This window comes from Arthrobacter sp. B2a2-09 (assembly GCF_027587375.1).
Lineage (GTDB): Bacteria > Actinomycetota > Actinomycetes > Actinomycetales > Micrococcaceae > Arthrobacter.
Genome location: NZ_JAMXIC010000013.1, coordinates 25,398 through 52,144, shown reverse-complemented (window position 1 = coordinate 52,144; position 26,747 = coordinate 25,398). Strand labels below are relative to the sequence as shown.

The 26,747-nt window shown below is 62.6% G+C and carries 21 protein-coding genes and 2 pseudogenes; 11 read left to right on the top strand and 12 right to left on the bottom strand.

The features are described 5' to 3' along the window. Positions 1 to 5: 5 nt before the first annotated feature. The 3 genes from NFJ07_RS14755 to NFJ07_RS14745 all read left to right on the top strand — a co-directional run bounded on the left by NFJ07_RS14755 (position 6) and on the right by NFJ07_RS14745 (position 4,240). The gene (locus NFJ07_RS14755; protein ID WP_269995417.1) at positions 6 to 764 is read left to right on the top strand and encodes an amino acid ABC transporter ATP-binding protein; all 759 of its coding nucleotides are present in this window, start codon (positions 6 to 8) and stop codon (positions 762 to 764) included. A gap of 30 nt (positions 765 to 794) precedes the next feature. Continuing rightward, the gene (locus tag NFJ07_RS14750; protein WP_269995416.1) at positions 795 to 2,393 is read left to right on the top strand and encodes a thiamine pyrophosphate-binding protein; all 1,599 of its coding nucleotides are present in this window, start codon (positions 795 to 797) and stop codon (positions 2,391 to 2,393) included. Between the two features lie 227 nt (positions 2,394 to 2,620). Beyond that, entirely contained in the window at positions 2,621 to 4,240 is a 1,620-nt protein-coding gene (locus tag NFJ07_RS14745) for an amidohydrolase (protein WP_269995415.1), read from the top strand. A 189-nt stretch (positions 4,241 to 4,429) separates the two neighbouring features. Here the strand turns inward: NFJ07_RS14745 and bcp are convergent, their stop codons facing one another. The 7 genes from bcp to NFJ07_RS14710 all read right to left on the bottom strand — a co-directional run bounded on the left by bcp (position 4,430) and on the right by NFJ07_RS14710 (position 11,950). Then, on the bottom strand, positions 4,430 to 4,897 hold the full coding sequence (bcp, locus tag NFJ07_RS14740; protein WP_269995414.1) for a thioredoxin-dependent thiol peroxidase: 468 nt from the start codon (positions 4,895 to 4,897) through the stop codon (positions 4,430 to 4,432). A 67-nt stretch (positions 4,898 to 4,964) separates the two neighbouring features. Next, the gene (locus tag NFJ07_RS14735) at positions 4,965 to 5,690 is read right to left on the bottom strand and encodes a winged helix-turn-helix domain-containing protein (RefSeq protein ID WP_269995413.1); all 726 of its coding nucleotides are present in this window, start codon (positions 5,688 to 5,690) and stop codon (positions 4,965 to 4,967) included. A gap of 10 nt (positions 5,691 to 5,700) precedes the next feature. Continuing rightward, on the bottom strand, positions 5,701 to 7,062 hold the full coding sequence (allB, locus tag NFJ07_RS14730; RefSeq protein ID WP_269995411.1) for an allantoinase AllB: 1,362 nt from the start codon (positions 7,060 to 7,062) through the stop codon (positions 5,701 to 5,703). Continuing rightward, complete coding sequence (locus NFJ07_RS14725) at positions 7,055 to 8,293, bottom strand: glycerate kinase (protein WP_269995410.1); 1,239 nt, start codon at positions 8,291 to 8,293, stop codon at positions 7,055 to 7,057. The genes allB and NFJ07_RS14725 overlap by 8 nt, the downstream gene beginning before the upstream one ends. 22 nt (positions 8,294 to 8,315) lie before the next feature. After that, complete coding sequence (gcl, locus tag NFJ07_RS14720; RefSeq protein ID WP_269995409.1) at positions 8,316 to 10,094, bottom strand: glyoxylate carboligase; 1,779 nt, start codon at positions 10,092 to 10,094, stop codon at positions 8,316 to 8,318. Positions 10,095 to 10,224: 130 nt separating this feature from the next. Continuing rightward, entirely contained in the window at positions 10,225 to 11,103 is an 879-nt protein-coding gene (locus NFJ07_RS14715) for a 2-hydroxy-3-oxopropionate reductase (RefSeq protein ID WP_269995407.1), read from the bottom strand. Positions 11,104 to 11,146: 43 nt separating this feature from the next. Then, positions 11,147 to 11,950, bottom strand: a complete 804-nt coding sequence (locus tag NFJ07_RS14710; RefSeq protein WP_269995405.1) for a hydroxypyruvate isomerase family protein — start codon at positions 11,948 to 11,950, stop codon at positions 11,147 to 11,149. A 522-nt stretch (positions 11,951 to 12,472) separates the two neighbouring features. Here NFJ07_RS14710 and NFJ07_RS14705 point away from each other — a divergent pair. Continuing rightward, positions 12,473 to 12,943, top strand: a complete 471-nt coding sequence (locus NFJ07_RS14705; protein WP_269995404.1) for a hypothetical protein — start codon at positions 12,473 to 12,475, stop codon at positions 12,941 to 12,943. Positions 12,944 to 13,612: 669 nt separating this feature from the next. Continuing rightward, positions 13,613 to 13,855, top strand: a complete 243-nt coding sequence (locus NFJ07_RS14700; RefSeq protein WP_269995403.1) for a hypothetical protein — start codon at positions 13,613 to 13,615, stop codon at positions 13,853 to 13,855. A 1,914-nt stretch (positions 13,856 to 15,769) separates the two neighbouring features. Here NFJ07_RS14700 and NFJ07_RS14695 read toward each other — a convergent pair. Next, the gene (locus NFJ07_RS14695; protein ID WP_269995402.1) at positions 15,770 to 16,111 is read right to left on the bottom strand and encodes a hypothetical protein; all 342 of its coding nucleotides are present in this window, start codon (positions 16,109 to 16,111) and stop codon (positions 15,770 to 15,772) included. 407 nt (positions 16,112 to 16,518) lie between these two features. On the opposite strand from NFJ07_RS14695, the gene NFJ07_RS14690 reads away from it, so the two are divergent. The 3 genes from NFJ07_RS14690 to NFJ07_RS14680 all read left to right on the top strand — a co-directional run bounded on the left by NFJ07_RS14690 (position 16,519) and on the right by NFJ07_RS14680 (position 19,878). After that, positions 16,519 to 18,018, top strand: a complete 1,500-nt coding sequence (locus NFJ07_RS14690) for a hypothetical protein (RefSeq protein WP_269995401.1) — start codon at positions 16,519 to 16,521, stop codon at positions 18,016 to 18,018. Beyond that, positions 18,015 to 18,677, top strand: coding sequence for an ABC transporter ATP-binding protein (locus NFJ07_RS14685; protein WP_269995399.1), 663 nt, complete (start codon positions 18,015 to 18,017; stop codon positions 18,675 to 18,677). Before NFJ07_RS14690 ends, NFJ07_RS14685 begins: the two co-directional genes overlap by 4 nt. A gap of 61 nt (positions 18,678 to 18,738) precedes the next feature. Continuing rightward, a complete protein-coding gene (locus NFJ07_RS14680; RefSeq protein ID WP_269995398.1) occupies positions 18,739 to 19,878 on the top strand; it encodes an ABC transporter permease in 1,140 nt (379 codons plus the stop codon). 65 nt (positions 19,879 to 19,943) lie between these two features. Here NFJ07_RS14680 and NFJ07_RS26045 read toward each other — a convergent pair. Together NFJ07_RS26045 and NFJ07_RS14670 are read right to left on the bottom strand one after the other, a co-directional pair. After that, a pseudogene (locus NFJ07_RS26045) lies at positions 19,944 to 20,042 on the bottom strand (glycerate kinase); the annotation flags it as partial. A gap of 48 nt (positions 20,043 to 20,090) precedes the next feature. Beyond that, positions 20,091 to 20,276 (bottom strand): annotated as a pseudogene (locus NFJ07_RS14670) (LysR family transcriptional regulator); the annotation flags it as partial. A gap of 200 nt (positions 20,277 to 20,476) precedes the next feature. On the opposite strand from NFJ07_RS14670, the gene NFJ07_RS14665 reads away from it, so the two are divergent. Continuing rightward, entirely contained in the window at positions 20,477 to 21,901 is a 1,425-nt protein-coding gene (locus NFJ07_RS14665) for a DUF222 domain-containing protein (RefSeq protein ID WP_442865354.1), read from the top strand. Positions 21,902 to 22,018: 117 nt separating this feature from the next. Next, positions 22,019 to 22,867 (top strand): homocysteine S-methyltransferase, encoded by an 849-nt coding sequence (mmuM, locus tag NFJ07_RS14655; protein WP_269995396.1) that lies wholly within the window; start codon positions 22,019 to 22,021, stop codon positions 22,865 to 22,867. Positions 22,868 to 22,880: 13 nt separating this feature from the next. Here the strand turns inward: mmuM and mctP are convergent, their stop codons facing one another. Then, positions 22,881 to 24,578 carry a monocarboxylate uptake permease MctP gene (gene mctP / locus NFJ07_RS14650; RefSeq protein WP_269995394.1) on the bottom strand — a complete coding sequence of 566 codons (1,698 nt, stop codon included), beginning with the start codon at positions 24,576 to 24,578 and terminating at the stop codon, positions 22,881 to 22,883. Beyond that, positions 24,575 to 24,865, bottom strand: coding sequence for a DUF3311 domain-containing protein (locus tag NFJ07_RS14645; protein ID WP_269995393.1), 291 nt, complete (start codon positions 24,863 to 24,865; stop codon positions 24,575 to 24,577). Before NFJ07_RS14645 ends, mctP begins: the two co-directional genes overlap by 4 nt. 350 nt (positions 24,866 to 25,215) lie before the next feature. On the opposite strand from NFJ07_RS14645, the gene NFJ07_RS14640 reads away from it, so the two are divergent. After that, entirely contained in the window at positions 25,216 to 26,712 is a 1,497-nt protein-coding gene (locus NFJ07_RS14640; protein ID WP_269995392.1) for a lysozyme, read from the top strand. Positions 26,713 to 26,747: the final 35 nt, after the last annotated feature.

Here is a 26,747-nt window from a genome sequence, read left to right as displayed (position 1 = left end):
CGGCAATGTCTGAAGTCCAGTTTCTCAACGTGCACAAGGATTTCTCCGGCATGGAGGTCCTCAAAGGCATCAACTTCACGGTCAAATCCGGACAAGTGGCGTGCTTGATCGGCCCCTCCGGATCGGGCAAGTCCACGCTGCTCCGCTGTGTCAACCACCTCGAAACCACCAGCTCAGGAACCATCCTGGTGGGTGGCCGCATGATCGGCTACGAGGTCCATGGCGACAGGCTCATCGAGGCACACCAGAAGGACATCAACAAGCGCCGTTCCCGAATTGGCATGGTGTTCCAGTCCTTCAATCTCTTCGGCCACATGACGGCCCTCGAAAACGTGATGATGGGTCCCGTCAAACTCCTCAAGGTACCCAATGCCCAAGCCGAGGCCGAAGCCCGTGAACTCCTGGCCAAGGTGGGCCTCGCCGACCGCACCGGCCACTATCCGGCCCAGCTCTCCGGCGGCCAGCAGCAGCGCGTCGCCATTGCCCGGGCGTTGTCCATGAAGCCCGACCTCATGCTCTTCGACGAGCCCACCTCCGCGCTTGACCCCGAACTCGTGGGCGAAGTCCTGGACGTCATGAAAGCCCTGGCGCGCGACGGCATGACCATGATCGTCGTAACGCACGAAATGGGCTTTGCCCGCGAGGTGGCGGACGTCGTGGCGTTCATGGACGGCGGTGTCATTGTCGAGGCCGGCGATCCCAACGAGATTATCTCCCGCCCCCAGCACGAGCGAACAAAGGCGTTCCTCTCCAAAGTTCTCTAGGCCTCAATCCACGTTCAAAGGACTCCAACCTTGACCAGTTCCATCCCCACCAACAACGTCGGCCTCGCCGTCATGACCACGCTGCGGAACTACGGGATCGACGCGATCTTCGGGATCCCCGGCACCCACAACCTCGAGTTCTACCGGCACCTTGAGCCGCTCGGCATTCGCCCCGTGACCACCCGCCACGAACAAGGAGCCGGGTACGGCTCCGACGGTTGGAGCCAGCTCAAGGGGCTTCCAGGCGTCGTGATCACCACCTCCGGACCGGGCCTGCTGAACGCGATGTCCGCCGCGGCCACCTCCTATTGCGAGTCCCGGCCCATGATCATCCTGTCTCCGGGCGCGCCGCGCGGCAGCGAGTTTTCGGACATCGGTCTGCTGCACGAAACCAAGGACCCCACCGGTGCGGTCCGGGCCCTGATCGGGCGCAGCACGCGGGTAGCCAGCGGCAGTGAAGCCGTTGAGTTGATTCACGAGGCCTTCGCCTTCTTCGCCCACGGGCGGCCGCGTCCGGTCCACATCGAGATCCCGCTGGATCTTTTGGAGTCTGCGTCCGACGTCGACCCTTCCGCTCTGGAGGCCCGCCCCCTGGGTGCGCCCAAAGCAGCAGCCGACGACGCCGTCGCCACCGCTGCTGACATCCTCCGCCGCGCGTCCAACCCTGTGATCCTGGCCGGGGGCGGATCGCTCGGAACCGACGGCGCGCTCCTCGAACTCTCAGAGCTCTTGCAAGCCCCCGTGGTGACCACCATCAATGGCAAGGGCGCTATTCCGGAAGCCCATCCTTTGTCGCTGGGCTCGGAGATCCGGCTCGCAGCGGCCCAGGACCTGTGCAACGCTTCCGACGCGCTGCTGGTGATCGGCTCGAAGGTGGGCGAATCGGAGCTGTGGGGTGGCAAGATCGTGCCGCAGGGTTCGTGCATCCGGATCGACATCGAGCCGTCCCAACTTCAGTGCAATCTTGCGCCGAACGTCGAGCTCCTCGGCAACGCGTCCGCCGTCGTGCCCCAACTGCTCGCGGCGCTCGCCGGACATGAGCCGGCCTCCGCTCCAGAATTGGGCTCTTTGCGCGGTGAACTGCGGACGGAAGCCCGCTCCATGGCCCCCGTGCTGGCACAAATCAACGAGATCCTCGCGGCCACGCTGCCGGCGGACACCGTTATTGCGGGTGATTCCTCGCAGATCACCTATTTCGGGACCACGTCCTTTTTCCCCGTGCAGAAACCGCATCAGCTTTTGTACACGCCCGCGTACGCGACGTTGGGTTATGGGCTGCCGGCCGCGATTGGTGCGAAGGTGGCCGACCCCGATCGTCCGGTGGTTGGGCTGATCGGCGACGGCGCGCTCATGTTTGCGGTCCAGGAATTCATCACCGCCGTGGAGCAGGGCGTGGACCTGCCCATCATTTGCATCAACAACGGCGGCTACGGCGAAATCCGGCAGAACATGGAGGACCGGGACCTGGCCCCGGTCGGCGTGAACCTGACGCAACCGGACTGGGTTCGGCTTGCCGAAGGCTTCGGTCTGACGGCGTTCAACGTGGAGTCCCTCGACGAGCTCGCCGGGACTGTCACTAAGGCGCTCGCCGTCAAGGGGCCCAGCCTCATCCACGTGAGCATCGAGTAACCGCCCCCAACGCCTCACCCCCCTGCGACGCTCGCTCACTTATGGCGGCCTTTGGGCCGACGCTCGCTCACTTATGGCGGCCCTTGGGCCGACGCTCGCTCACCTTCTTAGGCAAGTGATGGAGCGTCCGGTGGAAAGCCCCTATACGTGAGCGAGCGTCACGGGGGCGAGCGTCTGAGGGGCGGCGGAACAGCTTTTGGATCTCTATGACTTTAGGAAGGAACCCGATGAGTGCGACGGTCAAAAATGCCGAGTTGAAGGCCACGGCATGGGAGTGGGTGGAACAGCAAAAGTCGCGGCTTTCCACCTGGCACACGAATATTTGGGAACTGGCTGAGCCAGCCTGGCGTGAATACGAGTCCTGCGCCTGGTATGTGAGAACGCTGCGCGAACATGGCTTCACCGTGGAGGAAGGCAGTGGGGGCATGCCCACCGCGTTCGCGGCCGAGTGGACAAGTCCCGCCGGTCCGGGCGCGCGGATCCTGGGCTACGCCGAATACGATGCCATCCCGGGCAATTGCCAAGCTGCATCAACTAAGCGAGAGCCTCGAACCGGCATGTCGCGCTTCGCCCCTGGCCACACGGATCCTCATTCGGCTCTCGGGATCTCGACGCTCGCGGGCTTCCTCGCGGCGAAAGATGCAATGGAGCGACACAACATCCCGGGCACCTTGGTCTACACCGGGGAGCCAGCCGAAAAGGTCCAGGGATCCAAGGTTGTTCACGGCCTTCGCGGCTACTACGACAACCTTGACGCGATCATTTCGTACCACCCGTTCTACATGATGCCGCTGTGCAACACCGCGCGTTGGGACACGCACTGCGGGTCCTACTACAGCAAGATCTACACCTTCACTTGCGACAGCCCGGAGGGCTGGAACAACACGTACGGCGACAGTCCCATCCCGTCGTCGCACTCTGCCGCCCGGGCTCCTGGAGCGGACGCCGCACTGTTCACGATGTTCTCGCTGACCAAGACCACGCAGGATTCGATGCTGCCGCAGGCGGGCGGTTGGTCGCTGTCGGAAGCGATCCTCACCGCCGGGCAGGCGACGGCGGACAACCAGCCTGCTGGGCTGGCCCAGATCCAGTATTCCTGGCGCTGCCCGAGCCTCGCGGAGGCCGACTCCGTGCTGGCGGTGCTGGATCGCAACGCGGAACTCGCCGCGGCTGCATCGCACTGCAGTGTTAGTTCCCGCTGGGTGGCGCGCAATCGCCCGGGCATCGCCAACCACACCGTCGCGCGGGTGGCCTGGGAGAACATCGCCGCTGTTGGAGCACCGATTTTGGATGAGCGGGCCCGGGAGATCGGACGCGAAATCCAAGCCTCGTGTGGAGTGGAACCCATGGAAAATCCGTTCCATCCGGCAACGGCCGAGCTCATCACCCCGCAGGACGCCGAAGCGGAGCTGCGCCGGCACATTCCGGCAACCCAGCAGAACTGGACCAGCGATGACTATGTGGAAATGACCTGGTACGCACCCACCATCCGCTTCTACACAGCGCGGCCCACGTTGGCGCCGGACGAAAAGGGCACTGCATACCCGGGCTGGGCCATGACCGCCATGGGTGGCATCCCGGAGACGATCGACCCCACCATCACGGCGACGGGCAAGATGATTGCCGGCATGGTGCTGGACCTGCTGACATCTCCGGACGTGCTGGCGGAGGCAAAGGCAGAGTTCGACGCCGAGAAGCGCCGCCGCGGCTCCGTGGCGCCGCTGCTTCCTGCCGATTTCAGCGCGCCGACGGATTTCCGTTGGCCCGAATACATCGGGGAAGGCAAAGCACGGGAGTGGTGGATACCCGTGTCCGAAGAGGCGTGGAACACCGCCGGCGGAAACTAACCCTGACGCTCGCTCACTTCTGGGCGTCAATTTCCGAACGCTCGCTCAGCTGGAAATAGAGAATCCTCCTGCAGATGATCATCTGCAGGAGGATTCCACTATTCGGCCTTATATGTGAGCGAGCGTCGGGCCGGGAGCCGCTATATGTGAGCGAGCGTCGGGCCGGGAGCCGCCATATGTGAGCGAGCGTCAGAGACCGAGTTCGGCCTTGAGAGCGGCTACGTGGCCCTGGGCCTTGACCTGGTACTGGGTCAGCCTGACCTTGCCTTCGCCGTCGAGCACTACGGTGGAGCGGACCAGCCCGTCTACCACTTCGCCATTCACGAGCTTTTCGCCCCAGGCGCCGTAGGCGAGGGCCACGGCGTGGTCTTCGTCGGAGAGGAGCGGGAAGGTCAGGGAGAAGTCGCCGACGAAACGTGCGATCTTTTCCGGGGCGTCGGGGGAGATGCCCAGGACTTCGTAACCGGAGGACTGCAGGCTGGAGAGGCTGTCGCGGAAGTCGCAGGCCTCGGTGGTGCAGCCGGGGGTGGCGGCTTCCGGGTAGAAGTACACGATGACGTTGCGTCCGCGGTAATCCGACAGGGAGACCTTCTGGCCTTCGGAGTTAAGCAGCGCGAAATCGGGGGCCTGGGTTCCGGCGAGGAGTTTCTGGGTCATGTTGCGATCCTTGACTTGTCGGGCAACCGCCGTGGCCGGCGATCAATCTATAGGTATAACGGGCTGCCTAGATGCAGTATTCCGCGGGTCCGCGGACTGTAGAGCCTGGTCCGGGCACGAACTGGTAGCCGCCTCCACGCACTGTGGCGATGACATGGCGGGCTGAGCCCAGCTTGCGCCGGACGCGTCCAACATACACGTCGATGGACCGAAATGCCGCGCCGGGACAGTCAAGTGACTCCAAAAAGCGTTGCAATTCTTCACGTTGGATGGGGCGGGACAGGTTTTCCACAAGATAGCGGAGGAGGCTGTGTTCCATCGCCGTGAAGCTGACGGGGACCCCATCCAGGAGGACGGTGTTCGCGGCGAGGTCCACAGCCACGCTGCTGCGTCGGCCGGCCAGTGAGACCGGCGGGTCGGCAGCGGCGGGGAGGTTTCCGGCGTCGGACGCGCCCGAACCGTCGGACGCCTCCGTTCCGGAGACAGCACCTGAGGAAGCCCCGGACGTTGCAGCTCCGGCGGCGGGCCAAAGGAGGACTTCCGCCCCCGGAGCAAGTTTGCGGGCTCGGGCGAGGACCGCTTCAGCGGCCCGGGCCCAAACCTCGGGATCGATCTCGCGGCCTTCGCCGGGTTGTACCCATACGGCGAGGCCGCGCGGGTGCATCCCGGGCCGAACCAGCCCGGGCCGAAGCGCGCCGGATTGGACCAGAGAAGGCCGGGCGGCGGGCTGGTGCCGCGAGGCGTTGAGCCGTGCGGGCAGTTGCCCGTACGGGGCATGGACGTTGACGGCCATGGCTGTGGCCCTACACGCCGCCGCGGCGAATCAGCTTGCCGCTGGGCGTCCGGCCGTCGATTTCGCTGCCACGCAGGTACGTTTTGCGTACGACGCCGGAGAGCGCCTTGCCGTCGTACGGCGTGATCGGGTTCTTGTGCTTGAGCTTCTTGACGTCGACGACGAACGCGTCGTCCGGCGCGAAGATGGAGAAATCGGCGTCGTAGCCGAGCGCCAGCTGGCCTTTGTTGTGCAGGCGGGCCAAAGCCGCGGGCTTCTCGGACATCCAAGACACCACCTGCTCCAGGGAGATGCCGCGGTGCCGTGCCTCGGTCCAGATCAACGAAATCCCCAGCTGCAACGAGGAGACACCGCCCCAGGCAACTGCGAAGTCGCCGTTTTCCAGGTCTTTGAGGTCAAGCGTCGAGGGGGAGTGGTCCGAGACGATGCAGTCGATGGTGCCGTCCTGCAGGCCCTGCCAGAGCAGCTCGCGGTTGGAGGCCTCGCGGATGGGCGGGCAGCACTTGTACGCCGTAGCGCCGTCGGGGATTTCCTCGGCCATGAGCGTGAGGTAATGCGGGCAGGTCTCCACGGTGAGGTGTACGCCGTCGCGCTTTGCCGAAGCGATCATCGGGAGCGCGTCCGACGACGAGAGGTGCAGGATGTGCGCGCGCGCACCGGTCCAGCGGGCGCGTTCGATCACCTCGGCGATGGCTTTGTTCTCGGCGCCGCGGGGGCGGGAGGCAAGGAAGGTGGAGTAGTGTGCGCCGCCGGGGTGGGGTGCGTGGTCGATCGCGTGGGAGTCCTCGGCGTGGACGATCATGAGGGAGTCGAAGGACTTGAGCTCGGCCATGTCCTCTTCCATCTCGTCCGCGTCCAGGTGCGGGAACTCGTCCACGCCGGAGTGGAGCAGGAAGCACTTGAAGCCGAAGACGCCTTCGTCGTGCAGCGGGCGGAGGTCCTTCTTGTTGCCCGGGATGGCACCGCCCCAGAATCCGACGTCCACGAACGCCTGGTCCTCGGCAACTTCGCGCTTGAGCTTGAGGCCTTCAACGTTGGTGGTGGGAGGGATGGAGTTCAGCGGCATGTCGATGATGGTGGTGACACCGCCGGCTGCCGCAGCGCGGGTGGCGGAGGCGAAGCCTTCCCATTCGGTGCGGCCGGGCTCGTTGACATGCACGTGGGTGTCCACGAGGCCGGGAATGAGGGTTTCGTCGTCGGCGAGCTCGATGACTTCGGAGCCCTGCAGGCCGTTGCCCAAAGGTTCGATCGCGACAATCACGCCGTTGCGGACGCCAACTTCGCGGGCGGTGATGCCGGCGGTGGTGAGGATGCGCTGGCCGCGGATGACCAGGTCAAACGGGCCGTGTGCTGTGGTGGTTTCTTCAGACATGGAGTTGCTCCTTGGTCTCGGTTCGCGCTGCGTCTTGGGTGGGGGCCGATTTTTCAGAGAGGCGCACGCCGATGTGCTTACCCAATTCTTCAAGCAGCGGCCCTGCTTCAGCTATACATTTCTCTACATTGGCTTCGAGCTCGGTCAACGCATGGACCGACTCGAAACCGGACTCCGAAAGTTGTTCCGGGCTCAGCGTACTGCGGCCGCACACGGCAATCACAGGGATCTCGGAACGCGCCGCCGCCCGCGCCACGCCCATGGGCGTTTTGCCGAGCAGGCTTTGTTCGTCGAGGCTGCCTTCGCCGGTGATCACCAGGTCCGCGCCCGCCAGCCGCTGCTCCAATTCAGTGAATTCGAGTACGACGTCGATGCCCGGCCTGCGTGCCGCGCCCAGCGCCGCGATGGCAATGTAGCCGACGCCGCCTGCCGCACCTGCGCCCGGTGCCTGTGCGGCGTCCTGGGCTTCGAGACCGAGTTCGCTGGCGAGGACCTGGACGAAGTGGGCCAAGGCGGCGTCGAGCGTGGCGACGTCGTCCGGCGTCGCGCCCTTCTGCGATCCGAAGATCGCGGCGGCGCCGGTGCGGCCCAAAAGGGGATTGTCGACGTCGGACGCCAAGACGAACTCGGTGACCTCCAAACGGACGTCGAGGTTCGAGAAGTCGATCCGGTCCAGGCGGGCCAGTGCTGCGCCGCCGCCGGGGAGTTCGTTGCCGTCGGCGTCGAGGAGGATGGCGCCGAGGCCTTGCAGCACGCCGGCGCCGCCGTCGGTATTGGCACTGCCGCCGACGCCAAGGATGATGTGCCGGCAACCGAGGTCCAGGGCGGCACGGATGAGTTCGCCCGTGCCCAGGCTTGTGGAGCTCTTGGCCGTTTCGGTGTTCGGGGCGCTGCCGTCGCCGAAGCCAGGCAGCAGCGCAAGTCCGGAGGCCGCCGCCATTTCGATGACGGCTTCCTCGCCGCGGACGGCGAATTCGGCCTTGATCGGCTGGCCCATGGGGCCGGTGACCGTGGCGCTGCGGCGGGTGAAGCCGGAGCCGACGGCGGCGTCGAGAGTCCCTTCGCCGCCGTCGGCCACTGGAATGAGCGTGGTTTCAAAGCCCTCGGCTGGCTGACTCGCCGCTGCGCGGCTGGCGGCAAAACCGGCCCGCAGTCCTGCGCTCAGGCGGCTGGCGACCTCGGGAGCTGACAGCGATCCCTTGAACTTGTCCGGGGCTATGACCACGCGCATTCCGTACCTCCTTCAGTACTTACTAGTCCAGCAGGGCAATGATCGCCGTGGGGGCGTCTTCGCCGCGCTCGGCCAGTTCTTCGAACTCGTTCACGCCGTTGATTTCTACACCCATGGAGATGTTGGTGATCTTTTCCAGGATCACTTCAACCACCACGGGAACCTTGAACTCGTCCATGAGTGCCTTGGCCTTGTCGAACGCGGCAGGCAGGTCGGACGGGTTCTCCACGCGGATGGCCTTGCAGCCCAGGCCTTCGGCAACCTTGACGTGGTCGACGCCATAGCCGTTGGTCTCCGGAGAGTTGATGTTCTCGAACGCCAGGGACACGTTCTGTTCCATGTTGAAGCCGCGCTGCGACTGGCGGATCAGGCCCAGGTACGAGTTGTTCACCACCACGTGGATGTACGGCAGGTTGAACTGCGCGCCCACGGCCAGCTCTTCGATCATGAACTGGAAGTCGTAGTCACCGGACAGGGCAACAACGGTCTCGTCCGGCTTGCCGCGGACGACGCCCAGGGCGGCGGGGCATGTCCAGCCCAGGGGGCCGGCCTGGCCGGCGTTGATCCACTTGCGCGGGCCGAAGACGTGCAGCAACTGTGCGCCGGCGATCTGCGAGAGGCCGATGGTGGACACATAGGTGGTGTCCTTGCCGAACGCCTTGTTCATCTCTTCGTACACGCGCTGCGGCTTGATCGGCACGTTCTCGAAGTGGGTCTTGCGCTGCAGGGAACCCTTGCGTGCGGTGCACTCGGCGACCCAGGCGGCGTAGTCCGGCAGGGACTTGGCTGCCTGGCGCTCGCGTGCCAGCTCGATCAGCCCGTCCAGCGCCGCACCGGCGTCGGACGCGATACCGAAGTCCGGCGAGAACACGCGGCCGATCTGCGTGGGCTCGATGTCGATGTGCACGAACTTACGGCCGGCGGTGTAGGTGTCCAGGCCGCCGGTGTGGCGGTTGGCCCAGCGGTTGCCGATGCCGATCACGAAGTCCGAGGCCAGCATGGTCTCGTTGCCGTAGCGGTGCGAGGTCTGCAGGCCTACCATGCCGGCCATCAGTACGTGGTCGTCCGGGATGGTGCCCCAGCCCATCAGGGTGGGGATGACCGGAACGTTCAGCAGTTCGGCCAGTTCAACGAGCTGGGCGGAGGCGCCGGCGTTGATGATGCCGCCACCGGCGACGATCAGCGGGCGCTCGGCCGCGGTGAGCATGTCCAGTGCCTTTTCCAGCTGCTTGCGGCTGGCCTTGGGCTTTTCGACGGCGATGGGTTCGTAGGCGTCGATGTCGAACTCGATCTCGGCCATCTGCACGTCGAACGGCAGGTCCAGCAGGACCGGGCCCGGACGGCCGGAGCGCATCAGCTGGAAAGCCTTCTGGAAAGCGCCCGGAACCTGGCCCGGTTCCAGGATGGTCATGGCCATCTTGGTGACCGGCTTGGCGATGGACTCGATGTCCACGGCCTGGAAGTCTTCCTTGTGCAGTTTGGCAACGGGGGCCTGGCCGGTGATGCAGAGCATGGGGATGGAATCTGCCCAGGCTGCGTAGAGGCCGGTGATCATGTCCGTTCCTGCGGGGCCCGAGGTGCCGATGCAGATACCGATGTTTCCGTCCGCTGCACGGGAGTAGCCGTCAGCCATGTGGCTGGCGCCTTCAACGTGGCGGGCCAGGGTGTGGCGGATGCCGCCGTGTGCCCGCATCGCGGAATAGAAGGGGTTGATTGCCGCGCCTGGCAGGCCGAACGCCTCGATGGCGCCTTCCTTTGCCAAGATGGCGACGGCTGCGTCTACAGTGCGCATCTTCGTCATGGTGTGCTCCTTGAAAGCTTTTGGGTTCCCTTGCGGGGCTGAATTTGGGTGTGTCCGGGGGAGCCGGCGTCGGAAGTGCCCGACGCCGGCTGCTGGTTTTCGCTTGTTTCCGCCCTTGGGGGCGGGCGGCCTAGTTGCGGCCGCTGAGCTGGAGGACCTGCTTGAAGAGGCCGGAGTGGTCGAGTCCGCCGTCGCCCTGGTTGACAGTGGCGGCTACGAGCTGTGCGACGGCGGCGCCGAGCGGGATGGCGACGTTGGCTTCGCGGGCTGCGGAGGTGACGATGCCGAGGTCCTTGTGGTGGAGGGCCAGGCGGAAGCCGGGGTCGAAGTTGCGGTCGAGCATCTTCTGGCCCTTCTGGTCGAGGACCTTGGAGCCGGCCAAGCCGCCGCCGAGGACCTTGAGGGCTGCGTCCGTGTTCACGCCGTAGGCCTCAAGGAAGGCGATAGCCTCGCCGAGGACCTCGATGTTGACGGCGACGATCAGCTGGTTCGCTGCCTTGACGGTCTGGCCGGAGCCGGAGGGGCCGACGTGGACGATGGTCTTGCCGACGGCGTTGAGGACATTCTGTGCTGCCTCGAAGTCGGCTGCGTCGCCGCCAACCATGATGGACAGGACGGCGTCGATGGCGCCCTGTTCGCCACCGGAAACCGGTGCGTCGAGCGGGCGGATGCCGGCTGCGACGGCGTCTGCCGAGAGGCGGGCGGCGACGTCCGGGCGGATGCTGCTCGCGTCGATCCAGAGGGCGCCCTTCTTCGCGTTGGCGAAGACGCCGTCCGGGCCGCTGACGACACCTTCGACGTCGGGTGAGTCCGGCACCATGGTGATGACGACGTCGGCGTCCTTGACGGCGTCTGCGATGCTCGTGGCACCCTTGCCGCCTTCGGAGACGAGCTTGTCGATCTTGTCCTGGCTGCGGTTGAAACCGGTGACGGTGTGGCCGGCCTTGACCAGGTTGATGGCCATGGGGAGGCCCATGATTCCGAGTCCGATAACTGCAACGTTGCTCATGATTTTCCTTACTGAAGTCTTTGTTTTAGCGCGGGTGGGCTATTTAGTGGGAGGTGGCGCGCTGGCGGATGGCCCAGCTGAAGGCCGTTTCCTGCGGTTCCTTGTATTCGAGGCCGATGTAGCCTTCGTAGCCGAGTTCGCGGCTGCGGGCGATCCATTCGCCGAGGGGAAGCTCGCCGGTTCCGGGAGCCCCGCGGCCGGGGTTGTCGGCGATCTGGATGTGGCCGAAGTCCTTGGCGTGGTTTTCGATGACGGCTGCGACGTCGTCCCCGTTGACCGCGAGGTGGTAGAAGTCGGCTAGGAGCTTGACGTTCGTGGCGCCGGATTCTTCTTTGACGCGGGCGATCACCTTGAAGGCGTCGGCAGCCTTGAGGAGCGGGTACTTGGGGGCGCCGCTGACGGGCTCGAGGAGGACGGTGCCGCCGATGCGTGCCACGCCTTCTGCGGCGCTGGCCAGGTTCTCGGCGCCGATGGCGTCCTGTTTCTCGGCGGATTCGCCGTCGACGCGGTTGCCGTAGAGGGCATTGAAGGCCTTGCAGCCAAGCCGCTCGCCGATGCCTGCGACGACGTCGATGTTGTCCAGGAACTCGGAGGAGCGGGCGGGCCAGGAAACCAGGCCGCGGTCGCCGCCCGGCATGTTCCCGGCGTTGAAGTTCAAGCCGGTGAGCTGAACGCCAGCGTCTTTGATGGCGTTCTCGAACTCGGTGACCTGGGCGTCCGAGGGGACGGAGGTTTCAAAGGGCCACCAGAATTCGACGGCGTCAAAGCCGGCAGCCTTCGCGGCCGCGGGGCGCTCGAGCAGGGGCAGCTCCGTCAGGAGGATGGAGCAGTTCACTGTGTACGTCATCGTAGGTGTCCTTCCGGGGGAGGGCTTGGGATCTATGTTCCGCTTGGCTTGTTCTCTTGGGCTGGTTCGCCTCGGTGAGTTTCCGCTTTGTGGAATTTAGATTCTGCTTTATGAAAAGTTTAGGGAAGGAGGGGGTGGGAGTCAAGAGGGTGTCTTGCGGGGAGGGGGTTTGGGATACCAAGTGGCGCGGTTGGGTGCACTGGGAGGGGCCGGCTGGTGTGGGGCAACGGTTAAGATTCTTTGCGGGGCGAGGTCATGGCGCCTTGGTTGATGAATATTGGGGGAATGCAGATGACGGAACATCAGGCGCGCTCGCTGCGCGAAGATTCTGAGCTTGGAACGCCGCGATTGGCGACGAAGTCCGACGTGTCGTGGCTAGCGGGGATCCTTGCTTGGGCTGGGGCGGCGCAGGCTAGAGGGCCCTTTCGCGAATTGCTTGCTGCTGCCTGCTTCTTCGGCTACCGCAGCAAGATACTTCGTCGAGTCCGTGCCGAGCAAGTCTGGCATGCAGACCGTGAGCTAATGCTTATCCTGATACCGCTGGGGCGCGTGCGCTTTTCCGGCCGGGTGCCGCGGATGTTGCTAACTGCGTTCGCGTTCACGATCGTTCTTACGGGTATGGCTCCCGTGGCAGGGGCGATCGCTCTGCCGCTTTTGGTCATACTCGCGGTGATCTGGTCTCTTCCGTCCCTCCTTATGCTGCCGTTCTTTCTGTCAAGGACCATGCACCGTTCCCGTGTCGCGGGCAAAGCATGGATAGCGTCGTTGGACGAGCCGGCCTACGGTGTCGCGTGGCTCGCGAAGCGCGAAGGTATCGAGTGGGGTTCGGGTGTGCCGTTTGCAAAGGAAGTCCTTAAAGTAGCCCTGCCGTCGGGAACGCCGATAGTTGCGATGGCCAGCGAGCCGAAGGAAGTCCGGTTTCTTCAAGCCCTCGGCTTCACGGCGCTGGACTACAAGGGAGAGGCTACACGGGCGATGGTGCGGAGGACGTGAGCTCGTTTGGTTGTGCCTAAGCCGAACTGACTCCATCGCGGCCTGATGACACCTCTCTACGTGCTCGCCCCTGATTTACACGGAGAAGCACAACCGACCACACGGAGATTGCCCGATTCCACACTGAGATTCCGGTCTCCCAGCACTGAGTTTCCCGTTTTCTACACTGAGACGGCTTTTCTGGCGTTAGCCTCCTTCACAAGGACGGTCCCCGAGCCACCGAGCAACCGAGCAGCCGCGCAACCGGGTATCGGAGGGCCGCTCTGAAGGATCAGTGCGAAACACAACTTATTGGGGGTTGGGAATTGAAGCTGATTCTGCAACAGACCATAGCAATAGCTGGGGACCAGTGGATTATAGGTGTCCACCGGCTGAGGAATTCACCATGAAAAGCAACTCGATCATTTGGCTTCTACTCGCGCTCGTTTTTGGTTTCTACTCGGCATACGTCTTTTCCACCGTTCACGGCGAGTCACGGTGGAGCATCGTTTCGGGAGTAGTGCTCGTCGCGGTATCACTTATTTCGCTTTGGAAGTTCGTGCGTGATGCCAGGGCATCAAAGATCCAAAGAGACGGGCAGCGACTGCAGTGCCGCCATCGTTGCCGCCTAGGTCGCTGTTTGCGAGGGGCGGCTCTTGCCGGTGACGCCGGCCATCGGAGAGGAGAGACATGCTCTACTACCTAGATGAGCTCAGGACGGCGATGAGTGCAACTCGGGGTCGGCGTCGATACAACTTGATCAGCGGCGTGCTCTTCATCGTGATCGCGGGCGCTCTCTTCGTCGCTGGAGCACCATTTGCCGTCTTTGTTACCTTCTTTTGTGCTGCCTTCGCCCTCGACATCGCTCTTGTTGTCTCTTGGGCCCGCAGCGACGTTCTGGCGGCTTATCGCCAAACAGAGAGCGAACCCTGAAGTCTGCCTTTTGATGAATTCCTCTGCTCACCAGAACCCGGAAGGTCTGACAGTAATTTACAACTGGCGCCCGGCGAATCGATCAGTTCTGTTTTTCTTCCGTTTCTCAAGCCTCTAGCGCAACGGGTCCAAAACGACCTTGCCGGTGCAGTTTATGGCTCATCGTTCAACTGGATCGGAAGAGGTAACCGTTGGAAAACCTGAGAGGCCCGGACAAAAAGTTCTGATGCTTGTCAACAACAGTTGGTGGACTGGCAGAAATGTAATTCGGGAGGCACTGACGGTCGCCCTAGCGTTTGCCCTTTCCCTTGGCTTTGTAGCACTATCTGACGTTGCAAGCCGCTGGCTTGGGTCTCGTCGGAAAAGGGACTAGGGCGCCTAAGCCCTCGTATCTGATCCCACCACCGGAGGTCCAGGGATCGATCGCCTCGGCGCAGGCGCTGATGGACCATCCCGACATGGTTGACGATGACAACATAGCCGAGAACGCGCGGTATTGGGTATCAGTGGCGTGAGGGGATTTCAGTTTGAGGCCGGACCCAACGTTGGGGTGGGGGCGTCGACCGCGCGGGACTACTGTGTGGCAAGAGCGGTCGACTGCGGACGAACGAGGTTCGGGTCCTGACTCGACAACTCACGCGTCTTCTTGGATAGGCCATTGATCGGTGGTATCACCCTGGAGACTGCTCTGGGGAAGGCCAGATCCTGCTCGCCGACCGGGGTGTGGAGGAAGTGAAAATGAACGGACATTGGCCTGAGCATAAAGGAACATTCGTGTTTCCGTCTACGTGTTGCCACGCTTTCGTCTACGTGTTGCCATGTTTGACCACTTAGATTCGTCAGCGGCTCCACTTAATTTGTTGTTTTCAACACTGAGTCGCCATTTTTGCCCTTAGCCTTCCTGTACGGGTTTCGATTTCAAATCGGAACCACAGAAAGATTGGGGGATTCATGGAAAATCACGTCTTGATTGTTCAGGAAGTCCTAGTGGCACCGGTGGCTCCTTCTATTGCGATCATCGCGCGTCCGCTCCGATGGGGGCTGTGGCGTTCCGCTACGCACGCGATTATTGCCGGTGACTGCGGCCATTGGAATGGATCGAAATGCTCTATTACCTAGATGAACTCCTGACGGCAATGAACGCAACTCCGGGTCGAAGCTGGTTCAACATAGCTAGTGCGGTGCTCATCGTCGTGATATTTGGGGCAGTCGCCTGGGTTGGCGTGTCGAGCTGGGTTGTCGTCCCGGGGCATTGCATCGAATTCGTGTGCTACGGAGCCATTGTTGCTTCCTGGGCCCGAAAAGACGCTTTCGAAGCCTACAGACAAAAGCGAACGCGCATGCGAACCCCAGTCATCCCTTTCGCCCAAGCTGCCGTAGCTAACTCCTTGGCGATGGCCGCTCGGGCCCAGCCCCTGAGAAAGGTTCCGATAGTGATCTATTCATCAACTGTCCGCAGGACGGCCACTGTTTTCGTGCTCGCGTGTGTCACTGGCAGCACTATTGTCGGGCTCGTTCACGAACCAAAGACTCCACCGCTTGCCTGGACATCTTTGGGTGTTGGCGCGGTTGCCCTGGTCGTAGTGCTCGCAATAAAACGAAGTCCGAAGCGCGATGCTGGTTTGTTCGCGATAAGCGGGATGGGTAGCGGCGTTTTCATGGGAGCCTCGACTGCTGGCTTCCCCGGGTCACTTCCAATGTGGCTTTGGACAATCGGCGCGATCTCTCTTGGAACCATGGCCCTCATCGTCGATGCAGAGGCGACCCAAAACAAATCCGTCAATCGTCCATAGGCATCGGCGATGAGAAGGTTGTTCGTTCTGGCGCTGGTCCTGTTCGTAGAGTGCCTGATCTGGGTCCAAAAGCGGGCTCCGCCGTACTTGTAGTAGCCGACTCGCGAGCCGCGCTCCCAAACTAGTTCCGAGCGATCGGCTCAGGGTGGAGAACATGTTCGATATTCATGTCTGACCAGAAATGCGGTCGGAATTCCAAGACCGACCGGTAATTGAGAATGGGGAATCGAATGAAAATGGTTAGGAATGTTAGGAAGGCAGTTGCGGCAGGAGCGCTGACAGCGCTCATGGCAATTGGGGTGGCGTCGGGAGCGCAGGCCACTAGCGCGTCGGGCACGGCGTATTTCGATAACGGGCAGCCGATCACGGCAAACATGTGGATCCAGTCGGTTTCAAATGGCGGCTGTGGGAGCTTTTCCTCGTCGGCGGTGATGAACGTATCGCCTAACTGGATCCGAAACACGACATCGTTCTACCAGTACGGAGTTGGGTCCATCAGCATCAAGGGTGTCAATGTATCGGGTTCGGGAACCAGCAATCCGGCGACACTTCAGTGGACCAACAGTAATGGCGCCCGTGGATCCTATCTGAGTGGCACTGTCTGCATGGGTTGGGGAGCGTTCTACCTAGGCGCGGATGTGGCGGCCACTGGTTACTACTACGGCAATTTGCGCACTGCTTCCGCACGAGTATGACGAAGAGATCGGCACTGCAGTAGTGAAAAGAAGTCCGGGTATATGCCGTCGAAAGTTGCAGTACACACGAAGCGCCAAACTATTGGCGGTGCTAGTCGTGGCTATGCTCTGCCTGCCTGCGTGCAGTGCCGGTCTCTCTGCGTCGACTAATGACGTTTCTGCCATAAAAGAAGACTTGAAGAGGCTACAGGGTGTCAACGGCCTCATAAGAATGCCCGAAGGGGAGGGCCAAGAGCGCGGGGACCTGTACACCACCGCGTTGTACTCCGAGGCCCTTGGTTCCTACCTGCTGGCTGCGGACAACGCCAATAGGACAGTCCGTGAAGCACTCACCGAGCAGACCACGACCGACCTGCCGACCCTCTGGTCGGCGCTCAAGTTAATTAGGGCTGCCGGTGCAACTTTTCCTGCCGAATTGGAGGCGAGGTTGGCCAATGGTGCGATTCCTGCGAGACAACAGGATGTAGACGCGGAGATTGCCGCCCTCTGGTTTTGGATCGATGTCGGTAGAATGCAAGGCTGGTCCGCGATCGTTGGAAAGTCCTTAGCAGAAGAAGCGCTCGTGCGGCTTGGGGCAATTGACGTCAACTCAATCACGGACAAACCCTACCTTCTGTGGCGTGTCTTCGATTCCTATTCCGCTCTGCAAAAGCAGAAACCTAGCGAGTTGGAACGAGCCTTGAAAAACGTGGATTCCAAGAAGCTCCCTGGCGACTACGAGTCGACCCTTGACTTTCAAGCCGCTCTCGAAGCGAGAGCAACTCTTGGAAAGGATCTTGTCGTTCCCAACGATGCTAAAGACCATATCGTTGGGCTTCTGGATTCAAGCCAGGTGCATGATGATGCGCTGATCGCCTCAATGCTGCGTTCCCTGGAACTGCTGAACGCTCAGACCGATGCACAACGACTAATCAAGGACCGTGTTGCACCCAGGGTCGACCAGAAGACCGGACTTATCCGTTCAGCGACTCTCGCCAAGGGGTCGGTCCTTGGGACGTATCTTGCCGCGAGACTCCTCGACACGAGCTTTCCGGAGGTCGCAAGCGAGCGAACCCGACACGAACTGGAACGGGTGCTGAAGGCGCCCGAAATCGATCTGATCACTCAGCTCAAGGCGCTTCTAGCACTCAAGCGCTCCGGCTCCTCGTCCTGGGAGAGCTACGGTGCGGTCATCGAGCGGGGACGGGCAGCGCTTCCGGTCGCCGTGACATTCGCAAATCTCACTGGATACATCGAGTTGGTGGACGTTCTGGTGCAGCTTGAGCCCAGCGTCCGGTTGGGGCGACTGGAAGCGTTCGATGCAGACCCCGGAGTTGAAGACCTACTCTCCGGCGCTCTGATGGCGCTCTCTAACTCCATGTACTTCTCAAACAGCGAGGAAGTGAGATTAATGTTTCCGGGCGTCCAGTCCGCTCTCCCGCAGCTCATCGGTTCCCCCAAGGAAAAAAGCTTGAACTACTTTCGGGCGTTGACCGCCATGACGAACGCAAGTCGCTCCGGACTTGGATCAAACGACTTCGACAAGGCGGCCGAGGGACTCCTTACTCTGAAGGGCTGCAAAGAATTCTCGTCTTTGTATCGGATGGAAGCAGACAAGGCGTCACCGTGTAGCCTCTCGCTTTCGGCGGCTATGATCGCGGTCCCGGGTGCCTACGACTTCGGGGAGAACAAATGACCTCCGTACTGCGTCTCGAGAAGATTGCCAAGTCTTTTGCAGACGAGCGCGGCAATCGACAATTGGTCCTTTCTGGAGTCAGCCTGAACGTCGAGGCGGGTGAAATCGTCTGGCTGCGAGGTGAGTCAGGTTCGGGGAAGTCAACCATCCTCAATATCTCCGGGCTTCTGTCAACCCCCGATGCCGGCAAAGTGTGGATCGATGGTGACGACAGAACCAATGCATCGTCCCGGACGGCGAGTCTTGTCCGCTCGATCGAAATTGGAATGGTGTTTCAGAGCAGCAACCTATTGCCCGAACTTACGGCGTTGGAAAATGTTCTCCTTGCCGGCCGCCAGGCCATGACACGCGCAACGATTACGGAGCAGTTGGAACGCTTCGGCCTGGCCGCGGTCGCTGACCGGCAAGCGAAGAGGCTTTCCGGCGGGCAGCAGCAAAGAGTCGCGTTTTGCCGTGCACTTATCAACAGACCTTCACTATTACTGGCGGACGAACCAAGTTCGGGTCTTGACGCGACAAATACTGAAGCCATCCTGGACGCCATGCGAACCGGCGCCGACAGCGGGTGCGGTGTCCTTGTCGCGTCCCACGACGAAGTTTTCCAGCGAGTGGCCCACCGTCAGCTTCCTATGAAGGAGTTGCTCCTTGAACAGAAATAGAGTCTTTGCTGCGAGGTCGGTGCGGCTTTCTCTATCGAAATTGAGACCACTTGTGGTTCTGATGAGCATAGGCATTGCGGTCTTCATTTTCGCCGACAGCATCGTTGGGGCCGGCATAAGTTCATACTCAAACAAGATCACCACCAACTCTGCCCTGAATTACGTTGAGGTGACTTCAGTAGGTCCAGACTCAGCTCGCGAGATCACCGACGACTCGTTGTCCCGGTTCGATCAAATCGAGCATGTGGTGGGGTCGTCCGGTTGGGCACAAATTGACCTCGCCATAGAGGATCCTGCGAACTGGCCGTCTCCGAACAACCCTGGTGCGTTCTTGGGTACCCCATTTATCAGCGGCATCGCCCCAAAGGTACTGCTCGGAGATGTCTCCGGAGACGGCCCTGGGGAAGGCCAGATCCTGCTTCCCGACAAGGGGCAGGGCCAGAAATACGCTCAGCTACTCGGCAGGGAAATGAGCTTCGTGTACACGAAGGAAATCGGCCCCGGCAACGGGGAACCCGTTTCCATATCTCTCCGCGTGGCAGGTATATATGACAACTCGTCGCCGGGTACGGACGGCGCGCAGGCTGCATACGTATCCAGCAAGGTGCTCAAGTCAACACTCGCCAATGCCCGGCCGGATACCAAAGCGTTAGCCTATCCCCGCGCATATGTTCGCGTTGACTCGGCAGACGAAGTGGTCAATGTACAAAACCAAGTCCGAGCCCTCGGGCACTCAGTGAACAGCGTCGCGGGCCAAATCCGATCCCTGTCAGGCCTCTTTGCGCTTCTTGCACTTGTTAGCTGGGTGATCGGTGGCTTCCTGATCATCTTCTGCCTCGGGCTTGGAGTGTCGGTTGGTGGCAGCTGGATTAAGCAGCGAGCTCGCGAAGTGGGTCTCCTCAAGGCCATCGGCTGGTCCGGGGCCTCGATAGCAGGGGTTTACATGGTCGAGTTGGCGGCGGTGGGTCTCATCATTGGCGTTGTGGGAGCGCTCCTGGGAACTCTTTGCGCCATCGTGGGAACGGCGGTCTTCAGCGGCCTGCAGCTCGACCTCCTACCGGTGGCTGCGTGGGCAATGCCCAACTGGCTGCTCGTGCTCGGAGCACTCTTCTGCGTGCCGTTGTTCTTGTGCCTTGGAGCCGTTGGCCACGTCGCAAGGCTCGCTCGTCTCGACGCCGATTCCTCGCTGAGGGACCTGTGAATCCGGTGACGTGCGACAACAACGAACCCTCCCGCGCTTAGGTCCTGAGGCAGCAACGAGCGGCCCGCGACGGCGATGACCGGCAGGGTGACCGAGCGGCGTGCGACGGCGGCAGACAACTTTCCGGCCAAGGTCTGCTCGTCGATGCTGCCCTCGCCGGTGATGACGACGCCGCAGCTCCCCTTCCGTGCGTCGCCAGGGCGACCAACTCCTTTCCGGGGTTCGCTGAGCACGGCCCTGCGGCCGATGCGGTGGAACAGTGGAACGCCGAGCTCCTTCTCGAGGCTTGCGATGGTCTGGGAGAGGGACGGCTGGGCGATAAGCAAATGCTGGGCAGCGCGGTTGAACCCGTTGTGGTCGACGACGGCGAGGAAGTACTTCAGTTTTCGCGTGTCCACGGTGCGGCTTCTTCGGCCGGGCGGTCTTCCGAAACGATCGATATCCGCCTATCAGTGGTTCGAGCGATGGCTACCGTAGCGGTCGTAATTCTGTCGGAAACCGAAACTTGTGGCGCTGTCGAAAAAGTCCCGTGGACTTTTTCGTTGGCACGAGCTACTTCGGGCCTAATAATGTCAGTGGTCCCTGGGAGGCTTTTCTTATGAACGGCATTCAGGGAACCGAAGTGATCGGAGCGGGCGCGCCAGGCGGCGGCACGGCTCTGGTGTCGGGTGCCCGGGTGCGGGATTTGATCGATGCCGTGAGCTCGTTCCGGACCGACGGACCGGCCGGCGGCGAACATACCGACAGTGCCGTGTTTATTGACTTGTTGCGGGATTTCGAAGATTTGAAGTCCGCAGCCGCCGCTGCACAGGCGAGGATCACTGTGGCGTTCGATGCGGCACAGCGCAGTGCCCAGGCTGATCTGGGCGTCCCGGCCGACGAGCAGGGGCGCGGGGTCGCGGCGCAGGTGGCGCTGGCGCGGCGGGAGTCCCCTGCTCGAGGATCCCGGTTCCTGGGCCTTGCGAATGCCCTGGTGACGGAGATGCCCCACACCCTCGCCGCCTTGGACACCGGACGGCTGAACGAATGGCGAGCGACCCTGCTCGTGAAGGAAACAGCCTGCCTGAGCGCCGAGGACCGCTGCGCGGTGGACGAGGAACTCGCAGCCGACACCGGGACCTTCGACGGCGCCGGAGACAAGGCCATCATCGCCGCGGCCCGGACCGCGGCTTACCGGCGGGACCCCCGCTCCGTCACGCAACGTGCCAGCCACGCCGCCACCGAACGGCACGTCAGCCTGCGCCCGGCACCGGACACCATGACCTACCTGACCGCGCTCCTTCCTGTCGCCCAAGGGGTCGCCGTGCACACGGCCCTGACCCGGCACGCCGACACCCTCCGCACGACGGGGGATAACCGGTCCCGGGGCCAGATCATGGCCGACACCCTGGTCGAACGCACCACCGGCACCCCGGGCGGGATCGCCGGCGTCGAGATCCAGCTCGTCATGACCGACCGCACCCTCTTCCAAGGCGACAGCGAACCCGCCCGCCTCCCCGGCTACGGCATCGTCCCCGCAGCCTGGGCGAGGACACTCCTCACCGATAACACCGGCCAGCCCGAGCAGAGCCAGGATCTAAAGGTCTGGCTCCGGCGCCTCTTCACCGCCCCCGGAAGCGGGGACCTTGTCGGCGCCGATTCGAGGGCGCGGCTCTACCCGCCCGGTATGCGGCGCTTCATTCAAGCGCGTGATGATACTTGCCGGACCCCGTTCTGTGATGCGCCCATCCGGCATTTTGACCACATCGTGCCCTGGCACGACGGCGGCCCCACAAGCCTGGACAACGGGGCGGGGCTATGCGAAGCGTGCAATTACACCAAGGAACTCAACGGCTGGACAGCACAAACCGGTCCCGAAAGACGGCACCTCTACGAAATCCGCACCCCCACCGGACACCTCTACCGATCAACATCCCCACCCATGCCAGGAACGCAGTTGAACGGAGACCCGCCCGCTACGACGGCACACTATTTCGGGGACGTGTTTCGCAGGCCCCACCGACCGGAACTCCCGGCCGCCTAGGCAAACACGCCCACCGCACGGAACTGCGCCGGCGCCTGATCAGTGAACGGAATTGTGGGCTGCGGATGCGGACAGCATTCTGGACTAGACCCATCCGAAGGATCGTAGGCTCAAGCTATGGACAGCAGGAGCAGTCACGGCCCCACCTTGTCCCGCATGCTCGATTCCGGTGCAAACCTGACAGTGGATGGCGCACTTGCCACCGAGCTTGAAGCTCGCGGCTGCGATTTGGACGATCCGCTATGGTCGGCGAAGGTCCTTTTGGAACAGCCTCAGCTGATCAAGCAGGTACATCGGGACTATTTCGACGCCGGCGCCGAAATCGCCATCACCTCGAGCTATCAAGCCTTGCCCCAGGGATTTGCCCAGCGAGGCATTGCCGAGGCGGAGGCCTTGGAACTGGTGGCGTTAAGCGTTCGCTCGGCCGACGAGGCCCGGGGTGAGTACTTGGCTGAAAACCCGGATGCAGGTCCCTTGCTGATTGCCGGATCTGTTGGCCCCTATGGCGCCTATCTCGCGGACGGTTCCGAGTATCGGGGCGACTACGTCCTCACCCAGCGTGAGTTCAAGGAGTTCCACCGGCCGCGCATTAGGGCGCTCGTGGAGGCCGCGGTGGACTTGCTGGCCTGTGAAACGCTGCCCTCCTTCGCGGAGGCTCGGGCCCTTTTGACGCTCGTGGAGGAGTTCGACGTCGAATCCTGGTTTTCCTTCACGCTTCGGGACAGCGGACACATCAGCGACGGCACGCCACTTGCTGAGGTGGCGGCGCTTTGTGGAACCCGGCCCCGCGTGGCGGCGATCGGCGTGAATTGCGTGCCGTTGAAGCTAGTCTCCCCAGCGCTTGAGGCCCTGCGCAATGCCACGGACAAGCGGCTGCTCGCGTACCCGAACTCGGGCGAAAGCGGGTGCTGCCGGACGACGCCGCGGGATATCGCTGCCATGGCAAGGTTGTCTAGGAAGTGCTAGCGCGCAGATCCAGTCAGAACGTGCCGCCTCCGCTTCCGCTCACTGGGTAGTCGCGCTGGAGCTGGGCAACTTTGGGATCGTCCTCGTTCGCTCCGTAGTCCGAGTTTCGGGTGATGTCCTTTCCATCAGGGAGCTTCATCGCGCGGAAGACCAGCGACAGGACGGCAGCAACGATGAGGTTGATTGCGAACGCCACGACGGCGATGTAGACCTGCACGTTGGTGCCGGGGATGGCAGCGATGGAGCCGCCGAAGTTAGCCTTCGTCACGGGGTTGACCACGTTGTACGCCGCGACGGTGCCGTAGATGATTCCGGCCGCCCAGCCTGCGAAAAGCGCCCAGCGGTGGAACCATCGGGTGTACAGCCCTGCCACGATCGCCGGAAAGGTCTGCAGGATCCAGATACCACCGAGGAGCTGCATATTGATGGCGGCCGACTGGTCCATCGCGATCACGAAAATCAGTGCCCCGAACTTCACCACTAGCGAGGCGATCTTGGAGACTTTCGCTTCCTGCCGCGGGTCGGCGTCGGGCCGGATCAGGTCGCGGTAGATATTGCGGGTGAACAGGTTGGCGGCAGCGATCGACATGATGGCGGCCGGGACCAAGGCGCCGATGGCGATGGCCGCCAAGGCGATCCCGGCAAACCAAGCGGGGAAGTTGTCCAGGAACAGCTGCGGAACCACCAACTGTGGATTGACGGCACCGTTCAGGTCAATGGGCTTGGTCCCCGCAGAAATGGCCGCGTAGCCCAGGAGGGCAAGGAATCCCAGCATGAGCGAATACAGCGGAAGCACTGCGGCGTTCTTGCGGATGGTGTTCCTGCTCTTGGTCGCCAGGACCCCGGTTACCGAGTGCGGGTACATGAACAGGGCCATGGCGGAACCAAGGGCCAGTGTCCAGTATGCCGAGTAGCTTGCAGCGCCCGGGATGAAGACGCCGGTTGGCTTGCCTGTGGCCGGACTGATGGCATCGAGTTTCGTCTGGGCTGCACCAAAGATGTTGTCCCAGCCTCCGAACTTGATCGGCAGATAGATCACGGCAACGATGACCGCGAGGTAGATCAGGAGATCCTTCACGACGGCGATAAGCGCCGGCGCCCGAAGGCCCGAGGTGTAGGTGTAGGCGGCCAGGACCACGAACGCGATGATCAGCGGCAAGTCAGTCAGCAGCACATTCTGCGCGCTGCCGAGGCCCAGCACAGTGAGCACGGCTTTGATGCCAACCAATTGCAGCGCGATATAGGGCATGGTCGCGACAATGCCAGTGAGGGCGACGGCGACCGTGAGGGCCCGGCTGCCATAGCGCCCGCCAACGAAGTCCGCCGGCGTGACGAACCCATGCCGATGCGAGACCGACCATAACCGGCTCATCAACAGGAACACAATCGGGTACAGCACGATCGTGTACGGCACCGCGAAGAAACCGCTCACGGCGCCGGTGGCCCACATCGCCGCCGGAACGGCCACGAACGTGTAGGCCGTGTAGAGGTCCCCGCCGAGAAGGAACCACGTCACCCACGTCCCAAAACCGCGACCACCGAGGCCCCACTCATCGAGACTGTGCAGGCCGGTCTCCTTCCCCGCGCGCCAGCGTGCCGCGAAGAAGCCCAAGACCGCCACCAGGATAAAGAGGACGACGACGACGGTGAGCGCGACGCCGTTGACGGGCCGATCCGCTGTGGTCGCCAGCGGGACGGTGAGCCCGCTCATTGTTCCTGCTCCTCAGTGCGTGCGCCGCGTGCGCCCCGCGCGGCCTCGCGGCGGCGACGGTCCTCCTTGGTCACCAGCCGATAGGAGACGCCCACCATGCCTGCCGTGATCGGAACCCAGAGCATTTGGTACCAGTAGAAGAACGGCATACCGGCTAGCCGCGGCTGATCAATCGAATACGCCGGGACGAACAGCGGAACCAGAATGGCGATGGCTAGCAGGATTCCCGCCACAATATACGGACCGGGCCTTGCGGGCCCACGGGTTGGCACATCGGGAGTTGACATGGACGCCTCCTCATAGAGACGGCCCCCGGAGCGGGATGGGCTTCCCGGGACGTGCCGGTGGCCTGATGGACCGTACATATACCGGTTCATCAACAGAATAGATTCTGGATTAATTCTTTGACAGGGGAGGTGGCCCGCGCCTTTTCGCGGGGGAGTTGTGGTGCCCGGCCGGCACTGTCTGGAGCGCCGCCGTCGTCGTCGTTGTTTGAAAGGGACCCGACCCGCACCGCGGATCCTGCCGGTTTGTCATTCGTTTTGATTTGAACTGATAGTATCCGTCACGTCCGCTCCTGCGGGCGTTTGATGGCAGGCGCGGGTCTCTTCCGGTGCCAAAACGGAAGGAATTTCATATGAACGCGTCGATCCCGCGCGCCCCCAGGTGGCAGAATCCCGTTCGGCCCCGTAACCGGAAGGGCGTCGCCGGGTACGTAGCTGTCCTGGTGGCGGGCATCGTCCTCGTCGCGCCGGGAGCGGGCGCGGCTTCCGCGTCACCCACGGCGACTCCACCGTCCGCATCCCCGTCCGCGACATCAAGTACCTCGAATGATCACGCGATGGGTTCAACTGTCCGCAGTCACGAACCCTCTGCGCCAATGCGGATGTCTGCCCAGGCCGTAGCGCCCGCTTCGGTGGCCTCAGGGGTGCCGGGGATGGATGTCAGCAGCCACCAGGGCGATGTGGACTGGTCAACCGCGGCCACAAATGGCGCCAAATTCGCCTATGTCAAGGCCAGTGAGGGCGCCGGCTACGCCAACCCGTACTTCGCCAGCCAATATGCCGGATCCGCAAACGCCGGACTCTTGCACGGCGCCTACCACTTCGCGCTTCCCGACGCGTCCTCAGGAGCGGACCAGGCCAACTACTTTCTGCAGAGCGGCGCAGCCTGGACTCCGGACGGGAAGACCCTTCCTGCCCTCTTGGACATTGAATACAACCCGTATGGAAGTACTTGCTACGGATTGAGCCAAGGGGACATGGTGAATTGGATCTCCGATTTCGCCACGACCATCCTGTCCAAGACCGGGCGCCTGCCTGCCATTTACACCACCACTGACTGGTGGACCACGTGCACCGGCAATGCGGCGGGTTTCGGAAACCACCCCCTGCATATTTCCCATTTCTCGACTGACCCCGGACCGCTGCCGGCCAGTTGGCCGGACTACACCTTGTGGCAGAACTCCGATACGGGCGTTTTTCCCGGCGACCAGGACGTCTTCAACGGCACGCTCACCCAGCTGACCGACTTCGCCACCAACCCAGGCCCCATCTTCTCGGACATTTCCGGGGACCCGTTCACGTCCGAAATCAACTGGCTCGGTTCCCGTGGCATCTCCACTGGATGGACCGGGTCCGACGGGTCGAGGAACTTCAACCCCCTGACGGCGGTAGCTCGGGACGCAATGGCTGCGTTCATGTACCGCCTGATGGGCAGTCCGGCGTTCACCCCTCCGGCGACGTCGCCATTCACTGACGTCGCCACGAACAATCCGTTCTACAAGCAGATCACCTGGCTCGCGCACAACGGCATCAGCACGGGCTGGACAGAAGCCAACGGAAGCAAGACCTACCGTCCGTATCTATCGGTTAACCGAGACGCCATGGCTGCTTTCATGTACCGCCTCGCGGGTAGTCCGGCGTTTACGGCACCGGCGACGTCGCCATTCACCGACGTCGCCACTGACAACCCGTTCTACAAGCAGATCACCTGGCTCGCAAACAGCGGCATCAGTACGGGATGGACCGAGTCCGACGGAAGCAAAACCTACCGTCCGTATCTAGCGGTCAACCGGGATGCGATGGCCGCGTTCATGTACCGGTACAACACTAGTTTCGGGACGATGCACTAACCGCAGGGCTTTCTGTCGCTGGGGCGCGTCGGTAC